This window comes from Thiomicrorhabdus sp. Kp2, assembly GCF_000478585.1.
Classification (GTDB): domain Bacteria; phylum Pseudomonadota; class Gammaproteobacteria; order Thiomicrospirales; family Thiomicrospiraceae; genus Thiomicrorhabdus.
Map to the genome: position 1 here is coordinate 915560 of NZ_ARWI01000001.1, position 14143 is coordinate 929702.

A 14143-nucleotide genomic window follows, 5' to 3' on the forward strand; every position below is an offset into this window, starting at 1 on the left:
ATTATTCGCTATTTTCATACATCCAACGTAATGTCTCTTTGATGCCATAATTAAATTCAGGTTGAACCATTTTTTCTAATAATTGAGTATCACCAGATAAGTCTTTAATTTCATTTGCACGGACAAACGAAGGATTAACTTTAACTTTCAGTTTGAACCCAGCAATCACATTCATTAACTCAATAATTGTCATCAAACTAATTGTCTTTCCAGAACACAAGTTGACGGTCTGTGATTGGTCACTATTAAAAAGTAAGCTCTTATAAATCTTACAGATATCACGCACATCATTAAACTCACGTGAAACATCTAAGTTACCTAACTCAATAACCATTTTTTTATCTTGATAGGCTTTAACAATTTTAGGGATTAGAAAATGCTCTGCATGGCCAATGCCCGTATAATTAAATGGACGCGTAATGATTAATGGAAATTTATCTGTATAATTTTGAGCCATATGCTCCATGGCCAATTTACTGCACCCATAATGACTAATCGGTTTAGGACAAATTGATTCTGATAATACCGAATCAGTTACATTGCCATACACTGTCGCACTGCTGGCTAAAATCACTTTTTTAGGTGAATGGTTTAGCTGAGATAATCCGTCTAATAGATTTACCGTGCCAGACACATTAACAGAATAAATAGAAGCAACATCTTCAGAAGCCGCAAAAGAAATCCCTGCAAGATGCACAACGTAATTCGGTTCTAGTCTTAGAATCTCACTAATTACCGCTTCACGATCCGTTAAATCGGCTTGTAACCCAATAACATTAAATCCATTAAGCTCTAAGTCAGATTTAAGGTATTGACCTGTAAAACCATCTAATCCAGTAATAAGAACCATATTAAAATGAGAAACCAGCTTCATTTCTTCTCATATCTTCTTTAACCATCATTGCACACAGCTCCTCTAAAGTGGTTTTTGGAGACCAACCTAAAATTTCTTTCGCTTTTTGAGCATCACCAATAAGAAGATCAACTTCAGCAGGACGATAAAATTTAGGATTCACTTTTACTAGGGTTTTGCCTGTCGCAGCATCAATACCAATTTCGTTTTCATCCGAACCTTGAAATTCGATGTTTATATCAACCGCTTTAAAAGCCAATCGTACAAAGTTACGAACGGTTTCAGTTCTGTTGGTGGATAAAACAAAAGTATCGGGTTTATCAGCTTGCATCATTAAATACATACCTTCAACATACTCTTTAGCAAAACCCCAATCACGCTTAGCATCCATGTTCCCAAGTTCAAGCTGCTCTTGAATACCCAGTTTAATCTTAGCAACGGTATCCGTAATTTTACGGGTAACAAATTCTTGCCCTCTTAATGGTGATTCGTGATTGAACAAAATGCCGCTGCAACCAAAGATGTCGTAAGATTCACGGTAATTGATGACCATCCAGTGTGCATAGAGCTTAGCTACGCCATATGGGCTTCTTGGATAAAATGGTGTTGACTCAACTTGAGGTACAGCTTGAACTTCACCAAACATCTCAGAGGTAGAGGCCTGGTAAAACTTAATCTTAGGATTAACAATTCGAATGGCTTCTAATAAATGCACCGCACCCAAACCTGTAATATGCGCTGTGGCAAGGGGCTGAGCAAAAGAAACTCCCACAAAACTTTGTGCCGCTAAATTATAAATTTCATCTGGCTGAATCTCGGACACCATTCGAATACTATTAGATTGATCGGTTAAATCGTATTCAATCAAATGCAAGTTAGGGTGGTTTTTAATTCCGAGTTCATCAATACGCCAAAAATTAACAGAGGCCGTGCGTCTAAAAGTGCCATAAACTTCATAACCTTTTTCTAACAATAGTTGCGATAGATAGGCACCATCTTGTCCTGTTACACCCGTAATAATTGCTTTTTTCATAATTGCTTTTTCCACTTTTGATATTCTATTTCTACGTAATTTTCAAATTCTTTTCTAAATCTTTCATCGCTGAATCTTTGCACATTCGACACACAATTTTTAGGTGTTATTTTTGATGAATTTAATTCAAAAAGCTTAACTGCTTCAGCTATAGCTTCAATAGTTTGTTCTCTGAAAAACAAGCCTGTTGGTTGTTCTGCTTCTAAACCATTGATCGTTTCAAGTGCACCACCTTTCCCAAAAGCAATAACAGGCGTACCACTTGCTTGAGCCTCTAAGGGGGCAATACCAAAATCTTCTTCCGCTGCAAAAATAAACGCTTTTGCTTTTGATAAATGCTCTTTCAAAACATCAAATTGTTGATACCCCATTAAGGTTACATTCGCACCGGCCAGTTTTTGAATCTTTTTAAAATCCGGACCATCACCTATCACGACAAGCTTCTTTTCTGGGAGAGCTTTTGAAAATGTTTCAACAATTAAATCAATTTTTTTGTAAGGCACCATTCGAGAAGAAGTGAAATAAAAATCTTCAGTTTGTTTAGTCGCCTGTTCAAAATCATTTATGTAAACAGGCGGATAGATAACAACAGAGCCTCTTCTGTAAACTTTATCAATTCTTCGCTCTATAAATTGGGATATAGCAATAAACTTATCTACACCATTTACTGCCCTCAAGTCCCAAATTCGAATTTTATGCAAAAACCATTTTGCCAAAAATCCTTTGAACCCCCTGTCCAATCCCGATTCTTTTAAATACTGGTGCTGCAAGTCCCATGCATATCTTATTGGCGAATAACACATGCAAATATGAAACTGATCTGGGCCTGTTATTACACCTTTAGCAACAGCATGAGAAGACGAAATTACCAAATCATACGCAGACAAATCGAACTGCTCTACGGCTAATGGCATGAATGGTAAATAACTACGATATTTTGTTTTTGCTTTGGGTAATTTTTGAATAAATGAAGTTTTAACCTCTTTATTTAAGATAAACCCCCGCTCGCCCTCAGGTATAAAATCAACCGTGCTGAACAAATCAGCATCAGGATATACTTTAAGCATTTGCTCTAGGACACGCTCTGCGCCAGCGTAAGTGACTAACCAGTCATGAATGATCGCTACTTTCATGTATTCTCTTTTATTATTTTTAGAATCTGTTTTGCAGACTTTTCCCAACTAAACCGTTTAACGTTTTTAAATCCCTTTTGTATTAACGCATCTCTTAAAACCTGATCTGATAAAACAAACTCCAACTGACGCGCCATATCCTCAATATCGTAAGGATCACAATAAACAACACTATCGTCACAAACCTCGGGCAAACTAGCTGCATTTGAAACAATACAAGGGCAACCACAAGCCTGTGCCTCTAAAGGAGGGATTCCAAAACCTTCATATAACGAGGGATAAACAAAACATTGTGCATTGGAATACAGCCTTACAAGCTCATCATCATCAACACGACCCATGAATTGAATATTAGGATTTCTTTCTATATCCTCAACAAGCTTATGATCAGCAAAATTTTTATTAAGGGCGCCCACTAAATATAGTTTTATGCTTTTATTATTCAGCAAATTAAAGGCTTGAATTAACGCACGAAAATTCTTTTGATAATTAATGGAAGACACAGCAAGAATATATTTTTCAAGCCGTTCTTCAGGGGCAACAGGCTGAAAGTTTGCAGAAACAGCACAATGAACAATTTCAATTTTATTATTATCAACTCCATAAACATCAGAAATTTCATTTTTAGAAAAATTACTATCTGTTAATAACTTCTTTGAAGTTTTTGCAATGCGTGGCATCGCAAACTGATAAGCATATCGAAACCTCCATGAAAAAGTCTGCGGATACCGCTCAAAAGCAATATCATGCAAAGTAACTACCTTATTCTCATAAAGTAATGGTGCCGTATTACATAAATTTAGTAATAAAGGATTTCCATGCTTTTTTAAATAACGAGGTAACTCAATCTGCTCCCACAAATGGCCTGTTAAAGTGCCTAGTATCTCAGCATTAAACTCTTCAGCTAAATCCAAATGTATGATATTTTTGGGTGCTAAAAAACGAACTGCAGAACCACTTTTCTTTAATTGTCTTGAAATTTCAATAGCATATCTCTGAACACCTGTTATGTTCTGAGATAAAAACCTTGCATTAATAAAAATCATTTCTTTTCTCTAAAATTCTTAAATCGATAAAACCTATTAGAAACCCAAGACTCAACCAAAGAAAAGAAAGGTTTAAATCTGGAACTGCAAAGAACATATTAATTAGAACAGTTACTGTAAAAACTAAAAAAAATAAAACGGGAACTGAGTTCATATAACTAATAGAGTGTTTAAGTACCCGCCAAATTATATATAACAATAAGATTGAAACTAAACCAATATTACTTAGCAAGTAAAAAATAGCACTTGAAGGCCTGTTATTACCTAAACCCACACCCATACCATAAGTTTCAAAAAATAAGTTTATAGAATAAACATTTGAATAGGAACGATGTATATAAGAGTCTGATTCAAACTTATCAAATAAAGCAAAATTAAATAACACTTCGAACTCTTTAAAGAAAGTTACTATGATTACTAACGTAAAAAACACAGCTACAAAAATCATAAAATATTGATACTTACTCCTAAACCACCTCTTCCAAATAAAGACTAACAAAGCTAATAAGCTAACAATAAAAAATGAAATAAACCCTACCGAAGAGGTAGTAGCTAATAATAATGCAAAGGACAATATAAAAAACATAAGCAATTCATTATTTCTCTCTCTTTTTGCCAAGAAAAACCAAACAACGGCTAATGAAGCTGATAAGGAGGACAAAAACAATCCTGCCATCGATGGCTCCAAAAATGAACCTGAAAATCTTGGCATAAGCGAAAAACTTTGTGTATTTGAAATCGCATAAGAAGTATTATTGAAAAAAAAAGCATCAATTAATGTACTATTTTCACCATGAAACAAAAATACATATTGATAAGCATATAAAACTACAGTAACACCGAAAAACATCCAAAAGATGCGCCTGATATTAAACTTATTTGTTTTAGTCAATACATAATTTGCTACAAACAGAACAGTAGAGATATTCAAAAACAGATACATTAGCTGCGCAAAGTTTGAAACTGATAAAGCTAATATACCTTGAGGATATTGATATTGATTATCTATTCCTAACTTAGGACTTAAAACTGGAATCCCTGAAAAAAAAACTGTGGATAAAAGTGTAAAAATTACAGTTGATAGAAAAAAAAATACCATTAAAGGAAAGATTTTCCCTATTAAAAATGGCAATTCAAATTTTGTTTTTTTTGCAATTAGCCAAAGAACGAAATAACGAATAATAATCAGAACTTGGATAAATGCAAAGACAGGTAAGTTAATGGAACCGAGAACAAATGCAGAACTTCCTTGCATTATCGCTGCTAACAATAAAGCAAAAAAAAGAACATCTCTTTTAAAAAAAGAATACAGCCACACAAACAAAAAAAAAGTTCCCGGAATAGTTAACATTGTTTGCTGTTTAACCTGCTACCTTTTTTTATTGCCTTTAAAAGAATTCCCTTTTTTTTCTTTGAAAGAGAAAAATATTTAAAAACTCTACTTAATAAATAAAACATTAATGGTATAAAAAACTTATAGTTAAAGTGCTTGAGAATAAAATATAGTCTATTTCTATTTCCATAAAACAATGTGAAGTCATTCTCTGAACCTCCAGTAGAAAAACTGACTTGATGATTTACTGTCACTTCGGGTAAATATAAAACTTTATACCCTAGAATTTTTGCTCTCCATATCCAATCTGAATCATCATAATAAACAAAATATTTTTCATCCATCATTCCAACATCACTAAATAAAGTTGAATTAATAAGCATGAAGCAAGTAGGAGCATAACTAACATACCCTATCTTATTGTATTGACCAATATCTTCTTCTTGGTCACCACGATGTACCATCGTTCCACGTAGCATGCTAAAATCCCCTCCTGCCATCCAAATCTTATTAGTTCCGGCATAATAAATTTTAGGGACAACAATGTTTTCATTATGCTCTACCGCATAGCGCACCATATTTTCAATGACATTACCTTCAAAATCGATATCATTATTGAGAAGTAAAACAAAGCTGAAACTAGCAGCAAGAGATAATTCGATACCTTGATTATTGCCCTTTGCTACACCTAGATTTGCATTATTTTTAATAAATTCAGTTGGTATTGCATATTTTTTAGCTAGTATTTTAGCCAAATCTAGTGCTTCATCATTTGGAGAGTTATCAATAACATATAGCACATAATTTTTATAAGTTTGTTTAGCTAGACTTTCAAAAAACTCTGGCAATACTTCCTTTCCATTATACAGTACGGTGACAAGGCCAATTTTTGGATTAACTTCACTCATTTGTATAATCCTTTTGCTTTCATTTCCGTTACACTTTTGTCATAAGTATCAGCATGAACTTGTTGCTCATTTACCCAAGCTGTGAATTCAGAGATACCTTGCTCAAATGAAATTTTAGGTATAAAGCCTAATTTAGTTTGAATTTTGGTTAAATCTGCATAGTTATGGCGAATATCACCTAATCGATAATTGCCGGATACACTGATCTCAACATCTGATCCATAGGATTTTTTAAGGGTATTTGCAACTCTTAGCACATCTACCGCTTCACCTAGCCCAACATTAAATACTTCAAAATTGGCTTCCTCTTTTTCAATAGCCAAAATAGTTGCATCAACAACATCATCTACATATACAAAATCACGACTTTCTATGCCATCTTCAAAAATAGTGATGGGGTTCTCATTTTTAATACGAGTTGAAAAAATAGAAAGAATGCCAGTATAAGGATTAGAAAGCGATTGTCCTGTGCCATAAACGTTTTGATAGCGTAAAGCTACAGCAGGAATCCCTAACGATTTCCCCATCACCAAAAACATTTGTTCTTGCACCTGCTTCGTAATGCCATAAATGGATGAAGGGTGAATTAAACTGGTTTCATCAGTTGGCAGCAGTCTAACATTACTTCCACAATGTGGGCATTTACAATCAAATTTACCTTGCGACAGATCAGCATCCGTTCGCTCGGACGGATAAACAATTCCATGTTCGTTACATAGATATTTGCCTTCACCATAAATAGAACGTGAAGAGGCTACAACCATTTTTTTAACAGAGTGTTCCTCATTTGCCAAAATATCAAGAAAAATTGAAGAACCTTTAATATTGACATCGGTGTACTTCTCAATCTCATACATCGACTGCCCTGTGCCGGTTTCAGCTGCTAGATGCACCACAACATCGACACCGACCAATGCACGTTTCCAGTCTTCGTATGATAATACCGTCCCTTTGATAAACTCCACCTTGTATTTAATAGAATTATACAAAGGTGATTTACTTGTATCCTCACCATGAATTTGAGGTGACAAATTGTCTAAAACGGTTACACTGTAACCTTTAGACAATAGTTTTAATGCCAAATTAGAACCAATAAATCCAGCACCACCAGTAATTAAAATCCTCTTAAAGCTCACTTAAAAATTCCCCCTTTGCATTCGTTCTTTCCCACTGTGCTGTATTGAAATTGTAGCGTTTAACAATTTTTGCGGGTACGCCAACAATTACACAGTAATCAGGATATACACCACGCACAACAGCATTAGTACCTACAATACATTGCTTTCCTAAAATTGTTCCTGCCTGAATTTTCGCACCACTACCGATAAAGCAATTCTCGCCAATCTGCGTCTCTTTTATAATTAACGACTGATTAGCCACGGGAACACCGATTTGATGGTATTCATGGTCAATATTTGTGATCATTACATCAAAAAGAATTGCCGTATATTTGCCAATAACAAGCTTCCCTGCTGAAGTTATATGACATCTTTGCTGTAAGCTAACACCTTCTTCAAAAGTAATTGACGCATCGAAAAATTGCCCTTTAAACTGTGAAACTACTTCTATTCTTGAACCAGGCCAGATATAAACATTATTTCCCAGAAACACTTTATTAACGGTCATATATAAAGGAGCCCAGACTCTAACATTCTTACCAATAGAACCGTATTTTCTCCTTATAAAAAAAGTATGATAAAAAACATTAAGATACTTAATTAACTTGAACATCACACACTACCCTCTGACTAGCTTTATTTTGTATAAAAATCTCAAAAATCCTTTAGGAAATATTTTCAATAATGTGGGGATTCTAAAATTCTGAAGTGAAAAAGAATCTAATGATAATAAAAAATCTGAATAAAAACTCCCGTAAAAATCAATGTAATCTGGAAAAAGAACAATTACTCTCATGTAATGTTTGTGCATCCTAGATTTTATGTAGGAGTGAAAATAAAAATTAAACTCTTCTTTATTAATAAGTCCATTTTTATAAGCATAAAGTAAAGGTGAAGTATAGAATTCAAAACCACAAATAAATAACTTTGGGTCATTAGGCATTTTATGTATTAAATTATTATCATGAATCCTATACACATAGCTGGTCTCATTTAAATAACACCCACTAAATGATAAAGAAGTTGCAAGCAACAACTCAGAATCACAATTCAAATTAAACTCATTCTTAAATGCTCCATATTCCTTTGCAAAACCAGTATGAAAGAGTATTCCACATAGAGCATATGGAAATAACGATTTATTTGTAAACCTGTCAATAAACAACTCTCTAACTGGTATATTCTCTCTATAATCTAAACCAACTTCATGAAAAGTATTTTCAGACTCATATTTAACCAAACCTTTTGATATGCAATACTTAGCACCAGTATCATGAATTTTATGAACACATTGACTTATAAACGACTTATTAATCAGGTAATCATCATCCGAAAGTATTAAAAAAAACTCGCCACTAACAAATTCAAAAAGTGCTTTATACCATGAGCCAACCATGCCTAAGTTAGCTTCGTTCTTTACATACTTAAAACTGTCGCGTAATTGATGACAACTTAACATCTCCTCAGTATTATCAGAAGATGCATTATCAATAACAATCAACTCTATATGATCATAATCCTGACTTAGAACTGAATCAACAGCCTCCATCAGATAGCCTGAACGATTATACGTTGGAATAACTACTGTAACTTTCATACTCATAAAGTCATTTCTTTCTTTATTTTAAGTGCCATAATAAAATATAGGCATAGACTAAAAAACTGAGCCAAACATACTGCTACAAAAACTGCATACAAGTTTAAATAACTACTAAGAAAATTAGTTATTAAATAAAACGAACCGATAAACAGCAGATTTACACCAATAAAGTAGATATACCTATTGGCGGTAACGGCCAGAAGAACGCTTACAGATTCAACTGTTATTAAAAAATACCAAAAACCTAGGAAAGCATAAAACCCAAGAAACAATGCATAATTAAAGCCTACTCCTATCAACTCAAAAATTATAGGTACTAAAGCATAGCCAACTAACCAAAGAAAAATATAAAAAAATAACGAAAATTTATAATAATTTCGAGAAACTTTCTCTATACCTAAAATATTCTTCACTGAATAAAACTTAGAAAATTCAGTTTGACAAACTGCTACTTGAGGCCCAACAACAATGGAATGTAAAATCACCACGGATTTGTACGCATAATAAAAGCTTGAAATCACTCCCGTGCCAAAAGAAGATAAATAACCTGTAAAAACAGGAATTACAAGAAAATTATGGATATTATGACCGAGTTTCATCATAAAACTACTTTTTATCAAATCTTTGATCAATTTATTTTCAATATCTAAACCATCATAAAAAGAAATATTAAAAAAATTGAATATAAATATTGAACTTACAACAGAAGCAAAAGATACTCCAACAACCTTGATAATTAACGCTTCTTCTAAAGATATCTGACCAAAATAGTATAAGCTAAGCCCAATTAAAAACGCTAAACTTGGTATTAGATTTAATGCATAAGATACAGAGTAATAAGCCTTTGAATTCAACATCTTCTGATTCAAAATATATAGCGGCCAAAAAGCCATTTCAAAAAATAAAATCTTAAGAAATTGAAAAATACTGTTCTCAATATACCCATCAAATTGTGAGAAGAATAAATACTTTATTAAATCTAATGAATTTGTTAAGAGAAGATAGAAAACGATTCCATACAATATCGACAAAAGAAACATGGCAACATAAAGGGAATCTCTTTTACTCCGCCGGTTATCACTCTTGTAGTAAAAAACAACAAATTGATCCACCAAAACACCCGAAAACGCCATAAATGCAGTAATTACTAAAATGGATGTAAATAATGCGTCCGCTATAGATGTCGTCCCAAAGGTTTTTATTTGGAGAACAAAAATAAGTAAATTGAGAAAAACAACACAAGCTGCAATTAAACTATACCGTTTTTTGAACACGTTATTAATCTAACTCTATCAAGTTTAACCGTGAAAAACTTTGATCTCGATTTGAAATTATTAAATCTTCTGTGAATGACGGCCATTCAAAACCAAAACTATCCCAGCGTATACCACTATCATAATCAGGTTGATGTAAAGTAGTGGTGAGATAAATAACTGTCGCAGAGTCTGTAAGTGTTAAAAAGCCATGTGCATAGCCCTTACCCATGTATAAAGATTTTGCATTTTCTGATGAAAGCCTTGTTGAAAAGTGTTGTCCAAAAGTAGGTGATTCTTTTCGAATATCAACGACAACATCAAGAATTTCACCGTCGGCAACATAAACAAGCTTGGCATGGTCATGAGGAGGCAATTGAAAGTGCATTCCTCTCAAAACACCTTTTTTAGAAGTTGAATAAAAGCTTTCTTTAAAATCTCTCTCAAGCCCATGAGATTGAAACACATCCTCGTGAAACGTTTTAACAAACTTCCCTCGAATATCTTCAAACACTTTATTCTCTATTTCAAATACACCATCTAAATTAGTTTCTTTAATTTCCATGCCGACTATTCTCTTTATAATAAGAAATGGTATTTTTTATACCTTTATGAATTGTATACTCAGGCTCCCAGCCCAATACTTGACGTATTTTGGTAGTATCGGCAAATGCAATTGGAATATCCAAAAGCGAAGGTTCGCCCCAAATCTTCTTTACACTTTGCCCTAAACACTCTTCAACAACCGAGACTAAATCCCGGATACTCAAAGCGATTCCAGAGCCCAAATTAAACACTTCATATTCTGCATCCCAATCACGAGAATTTAATCGCTCAATTGCTTTTACGTAAGCCTGCACAATATCCTTGACATAAATAAAATCAATTTTCTGAAGGCCTTCTGATAACTCAATAACATCATCATTTATCGCTTTATTGATAATCATTGAAACAAGCTTATGGTTATCCATTTCACCATAAGGAGAAAAGAGCCTGAATGTGTTAATCGCTATTTGACTTGAATAAGTTTTTAAAACCTCTTCAAAAATAATTTTGCTTTTTGCATAAAAATTATAAGGGCATACTTTTGATGTTTCTTTAACAGGTAGAGTTGAACAATCATATTCAAAAAAAGTTCCCGTATTAATAAAGGCTTTAACACCTTTTCGAACACCGGTCTCAACAAGCTGAAGCGGAAAAGAAACATTTGATTGAATCATTTCATCAACTTCGTGACCATTATCAAATTTACGATAGAGCGTTGCCAAATGGATAACAACATCTATTTTTTCAGAGTCAAAAACATCTAATATGGACTGCAAATCAACATCGTAGCTTTTGTACTGTCCTGCTAAATGATCAATTCGCCAAAGGTTTGAGGTGGAGCGCTTCAGAACAACGACCGAGTAACCTTGCCGAATCAAGGCTTCCAGCAAATGACTGCCTATGAACCCTGTCGCACCTGTTAATAAAATAGTTCGCAAATTTTGCATTAAAAATTTACACCAAAAAATTCTTCTAACTTTTCAGCAATGTAATCTAAATGCTCTTTACCCAAGCCTGGATAAATCCCGAGCCACAGTGTTTGATTCATAGTAATATCGGTATTAGTAAGCTCTCCTACTACACGGTATTCAACCCCTTCAAAATATGGCTGACGGATAAGGTTTCCGGCAAACAATAAGCGGGTACCAATTTTGTTTTGGTCTAAATACTTTGTTAAATCTACGCGGTTCACTCCAGCCGTTTCTTTTAACGTAATAGGGAATCCAAACCAAGAAGGCTTAGCATTTTCAGTTAGCTCGGTTAATTCAATAAATTCTGTTACTGTTGCCAAACGGTTTTTTAGGTAATCGAAATTAGCATTTCGTTTTTCAATAAACTCAGGTAAACGTTTCAACTGAGCTAAACCACAGGCTGCTTGCATGTCCGTTATTTTTAGGTTGTAACCTAGATGAGAATAAGTATATTTATGGTCATAACCTTGCGGCAATGAACCTAGCTGCATGTTAAAACGAGTACCGCAGGTGTTATCACATCCAGGCTTGCAATAGCAATCACGGCCCCAATCTCTAAATGACTCTGCAATTGAGGCTAGTTTGGCATCATTAGTAAAAACTGCTCCACCTTCACCCATAGTCATGTGATGTGCAGGGTAAAAACTCAGTGTGGCGATATCTCCCCAAGTTCCAACTTTTCTGCCATCAAATTCCGCACCCAAAGCATCACAACAATCTTCAATTAACCATAGATGATGCTTGTCACAAATCTCTTTTACTTTTTTAAGATTAAAAGGATTACCTAGAGTATGCGCCAACATAATGGCTTTTGTTTTTGGGGTAATCGCTGCTTCAATAAGATCGGCATTGATATTATGTGTTGTTAAATCCACATCCACAAATACTGGCACAGCACCAAACTGAACAATTGGGTTTACTGTGGTTGGAAAACCGGCCGCTACACCAATCACTTCATCGCCTTTTTTGATAGCACGTGGGCCTAGTTTAGGTGAGGTTAAGGTATTAAAGGCAACTAAGTTTGCCGATGATCCTGAATTAACCGTAATCAGGTGCTTAATTCCAATAAATTCAGCCAATTCTTTTTCAAACTGATCATTAAAACGTCCTGTGGTCAACCAACCATCTAATGAAGCCTCGACCATATACTGTAATTCAGTTGCACCAATCACCTTCCCAGACGGAGGAACCACTGTTTTCCCGGCTTCAAAAGGTTTTTCTGCATATTGAAGCTCTGCGTATTGTTGAACGAGTTGGGCGATTTGCTGTCTTAAGTTATCAGTGGTTTGCATTATTCATATCTCTCATATATTCATTTATTTCTTTTAGGCATAGTTTTTGCATATCAGCCTCATTTAACCAGGCCTGGTGCCAATTAATAATTTTGGCAAGAGTTTGTTCTAATCGCCATGTTGGGTGCCAGTTTAGGCGTGATTTGGCTTTTGATATATCCAGTTTTAAATATCCTGCCTCATGTGGGTGAGCATTTTTATCGAGTTCCCATTTTGAACCTTGCCAATTTTGAACCATATGATTGAGTATCCAATCGACTGGCTTGGCATCTTCATCAAAAGGTCCAAAGTTCCAGCCCTCCGCAAACTCTGTAGGGTTCTGATATAGGTTTTGTGCCAAAACTAGGTATCCTGATAAAGGCTCTAAAACATGTTGCCATGGCCTAGTGGATGCAGGGTTGCGAATAATGACAGACTGCTCTTTTTCAAAGGCTCTAAGAATATCTGGAATCAATCGATCGTCAGCCCAATCTCCACCACCAATAACGTTTCCGGCTCTTGCAGAAGCTAGACCGATTCCTTGTTCTTGCATAAAAGATCTACGGTAGGCTGAGGTCACCAGCTCTGCACAGCCTTTAGAACTGCTATAAGGGTCAAAACCTCCCATAGGTTCATTTTCTCGATACCCCCATGCCCACTCTTTGTTTTCATAGCATTTATCCGTTGTTACGCTAACAATCGCTTTTAAGTGTGGACAACTTCTTGCTGCTTCTAGTACTTTAGCGGTACCCATAACATTAGTATCATAAGTTTCTAACGGTTCTTTATACGATAAACGCACTAAAGGTTGAGCCGCCATATGAATTAAGATATCAGGACTAAAAGCAGTCATGCTTTTCTTAAGTTGATCAAAGTCACGAATATCGCCAATTTCGGATTCGATATTCAAGGCAACATTGGCCTCAATAAATAAACTTGGGGTAGTTGGTGGATTTAACGCATAGCCTTTTACGATGGCTCCCATATCAGCTAACCAAAGTGATAACCAACCACCTTTAAACCCCGTATGACCAGTTAGAAAAACTTTTTTACCCTGCCAAAATTTTGCATCAACCAT

The 14143-nt window shown here is 34.7% G+C and carries 14 protein-coding genes; all 14 read right to left on the reverse strand.

Going from position 1 to position 14143, the window contains the following annotated elements; genetic code table 11:
• Nucleotide 1 precedes the first annotated feature (1 nt).
• Genes A379_RS04390 through rfbG form a run of 14 tightly spaced genes read right to left on the reverse strand, consistent with a single transcriptional unit; the run spans nucleotide 2 to nucleotide 14143 of the window.
• Nucleotides 2-874 (reverse strand): GDP-mannose 4,6-dehydratase, encoded by an 873-nt coding sequence (locus tag A379_RS04390; protein WP_051145004.1) that lies wholly within the window; start codon nucleotides 872-874, stop codon nucleotides 2-4.
• Nucleotides 852-1886 carry a GDP-mannose 4,6-dehydratase gene (gene gmd / locus A379_RS04395; protein ID WP_040728677.1) on the reverse strand — a complete coding sequence of 345 codons (1035 nt, stop codon included), beginning with the start codon at nucleotides 1884-1886 and terminating at the stop codon, nucleotides 852-854. The genes A379_RS04390 and gmd overlap by 23 nt, the downstream gene beginning before the upstream one ends.
• Entirely contained in the window at nucleotides 1883-3019 is a 1137-nt protein-coding gene (locus A379_RS04400; protein WP_040726071.1) for a glycosyltransferase family 4 protein, read from the reverse strand. Before A379_RS04400 ends, gmd begins: the two co-directional genes overlap by 4 nt.
• Nucleotides 3016-4065 (reverse strand): glycosyltransferase family 1 protein, encoded by a 1050-nt coding sequence (locus A379_RS04405; protein ID WP_040726073.1) that lies wholly within the window; start codon nucleotides 4063-4065, stop codon nucleotides 3016-3018. The genes A379_RS04400 and A379_RS04405 overlap by 4 nt, the downstream gene beginning before the upstream one ends.
• The gene (locus tag A379_RS04410) at nucleotides 4052-5416 is read right to left on the reverse strand and encodes an O-antigen polymerase (RefSeq protein ID WP_040726075.1); all 1365 of its coding nucleotides are present in this window, start codon (nucleotides 5414-5416) and stop codon (nucleotides 4052-4054) included. The genes A379_RS04405 and A379_RS04410 overlap by 14 nt, the downstream gene beginning before the upstream one ends.
• Entirely contained in the window at nucleotides 5410-6306 is an 897-nt protein-coding gene (locus A379_RS04415; RefSeq protein ID WP_040726077.1) for a glycosyltransferase family 2 protein, read from the reverse strand. The genes A379_RS04410 and A379_RS04415 overlap by 7 nt, the downstream gene beginning before the upstream one ends.
• The gene (locus A379_RS04420) at nucleotides 6303-7442 is read right to left on the reverse strand and encodes an NAD-dependent epimerase/dehydratase family protein (protein ID WP_040726080.1); all 1140 of its coding nucleotides are present in this window, start codon (nucleotides 7440-7442) and stop codon (nucleotides 6303-6305) included. Before A379_RS04420 ends, A379_RS04415 begins: the two co-directional genes overlap by 4 nt.
• Nucleotides 7432-8037 carry an acyltransferase gene (locus tag A379_RS04425; RefSeq protein ID WP_081696332.1) on the reverse strand — a complete coding sequence of 202 codons (606 nt, stop codon included), beginning with the start codon at nucleotides 8035-8037 and terminating at the stop codon, nucleotides 7432-7434. The genes A379_RS04420 and A379_RS04425 overlap by 11 nt, the downstream gene beginning before the upstream one ends.
• Before the next feature lie 6 nt (nucleotides 8038-8043).
• A complete protein-coding gene (locus A379_RS12595) occupies nucleotides 8044-9027 on the reverse strand; it encodes a glycosyltransferase family 2 protein (RefSeq protein ID WP_051145005.1) in 984 nt (327 codons plus the stop codon).
• The gene (locus A379_RS04435) at nucleotides 9024-10298 is read right to left on the reverse strand and encodes a hypothetical protein (RefSeq protein WP_040726086.1); all 1275 of its coding nucleotides are present in this window, start codon (nucleotides 10296-10298) and stop codon (nucleotides 9024-9026) included. Before A379_RS04435 ends, A379_RS12595 begins: the two co-directional genes overlap by 4 nt.
• Before the next feature lie 4 nt (nucleotides 10299-10302).
• The gene (rfbC, locus tag A379_RS04440; RefSeq protein ID WP_040726089.1) at nucleotides 10303-10842 is read right to left on the reverse strand and encodes a dTDP-4-dehydrorhamnose 3,5-epimerase; all 540 of its coding nucleotides are present in this window, start codon (nucleotides 10840-10842) and stop codon (nucleotides 10303-10305) included.
• Nucleotides 10832-11770, reverse strand: coding sequence for an NAD(P)-dependent oxidoreductase (locus A379_RS04445; RefSeq protein ID WP_040726090.1), 939 nt, complete (start codon nucleotides 11768-11770; stop codon nucleotides 10832-10834). Before A379_RS04445 ends, rfbC begins: the two co-directional genes overlap by 11 nt.
• Entirely contained in the window at nucleotides 11770-13086 is a 1317-nt protein-coding gene (rfbH, locus tag A379_RS04450; protein WP_040726091.1) for a lipopolysaccharide biosynthesis protein RfbH, read from the reverse strand. The genes A379_RS04445 and rfbH overlap by 1 nt, the downstream gene beginning before the upstream one ends.
• Nucleotides 13073-14143, reverse strand: coding sequence for a CDP-glucose 4,6-dehydratase (gene rfbG / locus A379_RS04455; protein WP_040726093.1), 1071 nt, complete (start codon nucleotides 14141-14143; stop codon nucleotides 13073-13075). The genes rfbH and rfbG overlap by 14 nt, the downstream gene beginning before the upstream one ends.

What these genes read in the sequence shown, in the direction of transcription:
- A379_RS04390 (WP_051145004.1), bottom strand. Translation starts at nt 874, where the DNA reads ATGAAGCTGGTTTCTCATTTTAATATGGTTCTTATTACTGGATTAGAT.
- A379_RS04415 (WP_040726077.1), bottom strand. Translation starts at nt 6,306, where the DNA reads ATGAGTGAAGTTAATCCAAAAATTGGCCTTGTCACCGTACTGTATAAT.
- rfbG (WP_040726093.1), bottom strand. Translation starts at nt 14,143, where the DNA reads ATGGTTGATGCAAAATTTTGGCAGGGTAAAAAAGTTTTTCTAACTGGT.
- A379_RS04400 (WP_040726071.1), bottom strand. Translation starts at nt 3,019, where the DNA reads ATGAAAGTAGCGATCATTCATGACTGGTTAGTCACTTACGCTGGCGCA.
- A379_RS04410 (WP_040726075.1), bottom strand. Translation starts at nt 5,416, where the DNA reads ATGTTAACTATTCCGGGAACTTTTTTTTTGTTTGTGTGGCTGTATTCT.
- A379_RS12595 (WP_051145005.1), bottom strand. Translation starts at nt 9,027, where the DNA reads ATGAGTATGAAAGTTACAGTAGTTATTCCAACGTATAATCGTTCAGGC.
- gmd (WP_040728677.1), bottom strand. Translation starts at nt 1,886, where the DNA reads ATGAAAAAAGCAATTATTACGGGTGTAACAGGACAAGATGGTGCCTAT.
- A379_RS04445 (WP_040726090.1), bottom strand. Translation starts at nt 11,770, where the DNA reads ATGCAAAATTTGCGAACTATTTTATTAACAGGTGCGACAGGGTTCATA.
- rfbH (WP_040726091.1), bottom strand. Translation starts at nt 13,086, where the DNA reads ATGCAAACCACTGATAACTTAAGACAGCAAATCGCCCAACTCGTTCAA.
- A379_RS04405 (WP_040726073.1), bottom strand. Translation starts at nt 4,065, where the DNA reads ATGATTTTTATTAATGCAAGGTTTTTATCTCAGAACATAACAGGTGTT.
- rfbC (WP_040726089.1), bottom strand. Translation starts at nt 10,842, where the DNA reads ATGGAAATTAAAGAAACTAATTTAGATGGTGTATTTGAAATAGAGAAT.
- A379_RS04425 (WP_081696332.1), bottom strand. Translation starts at nt 8,037, where the DNA reads ATGTTCAAGTTAATTAAGTATCTTAATGTTTTTTATCATACTTTTTTT.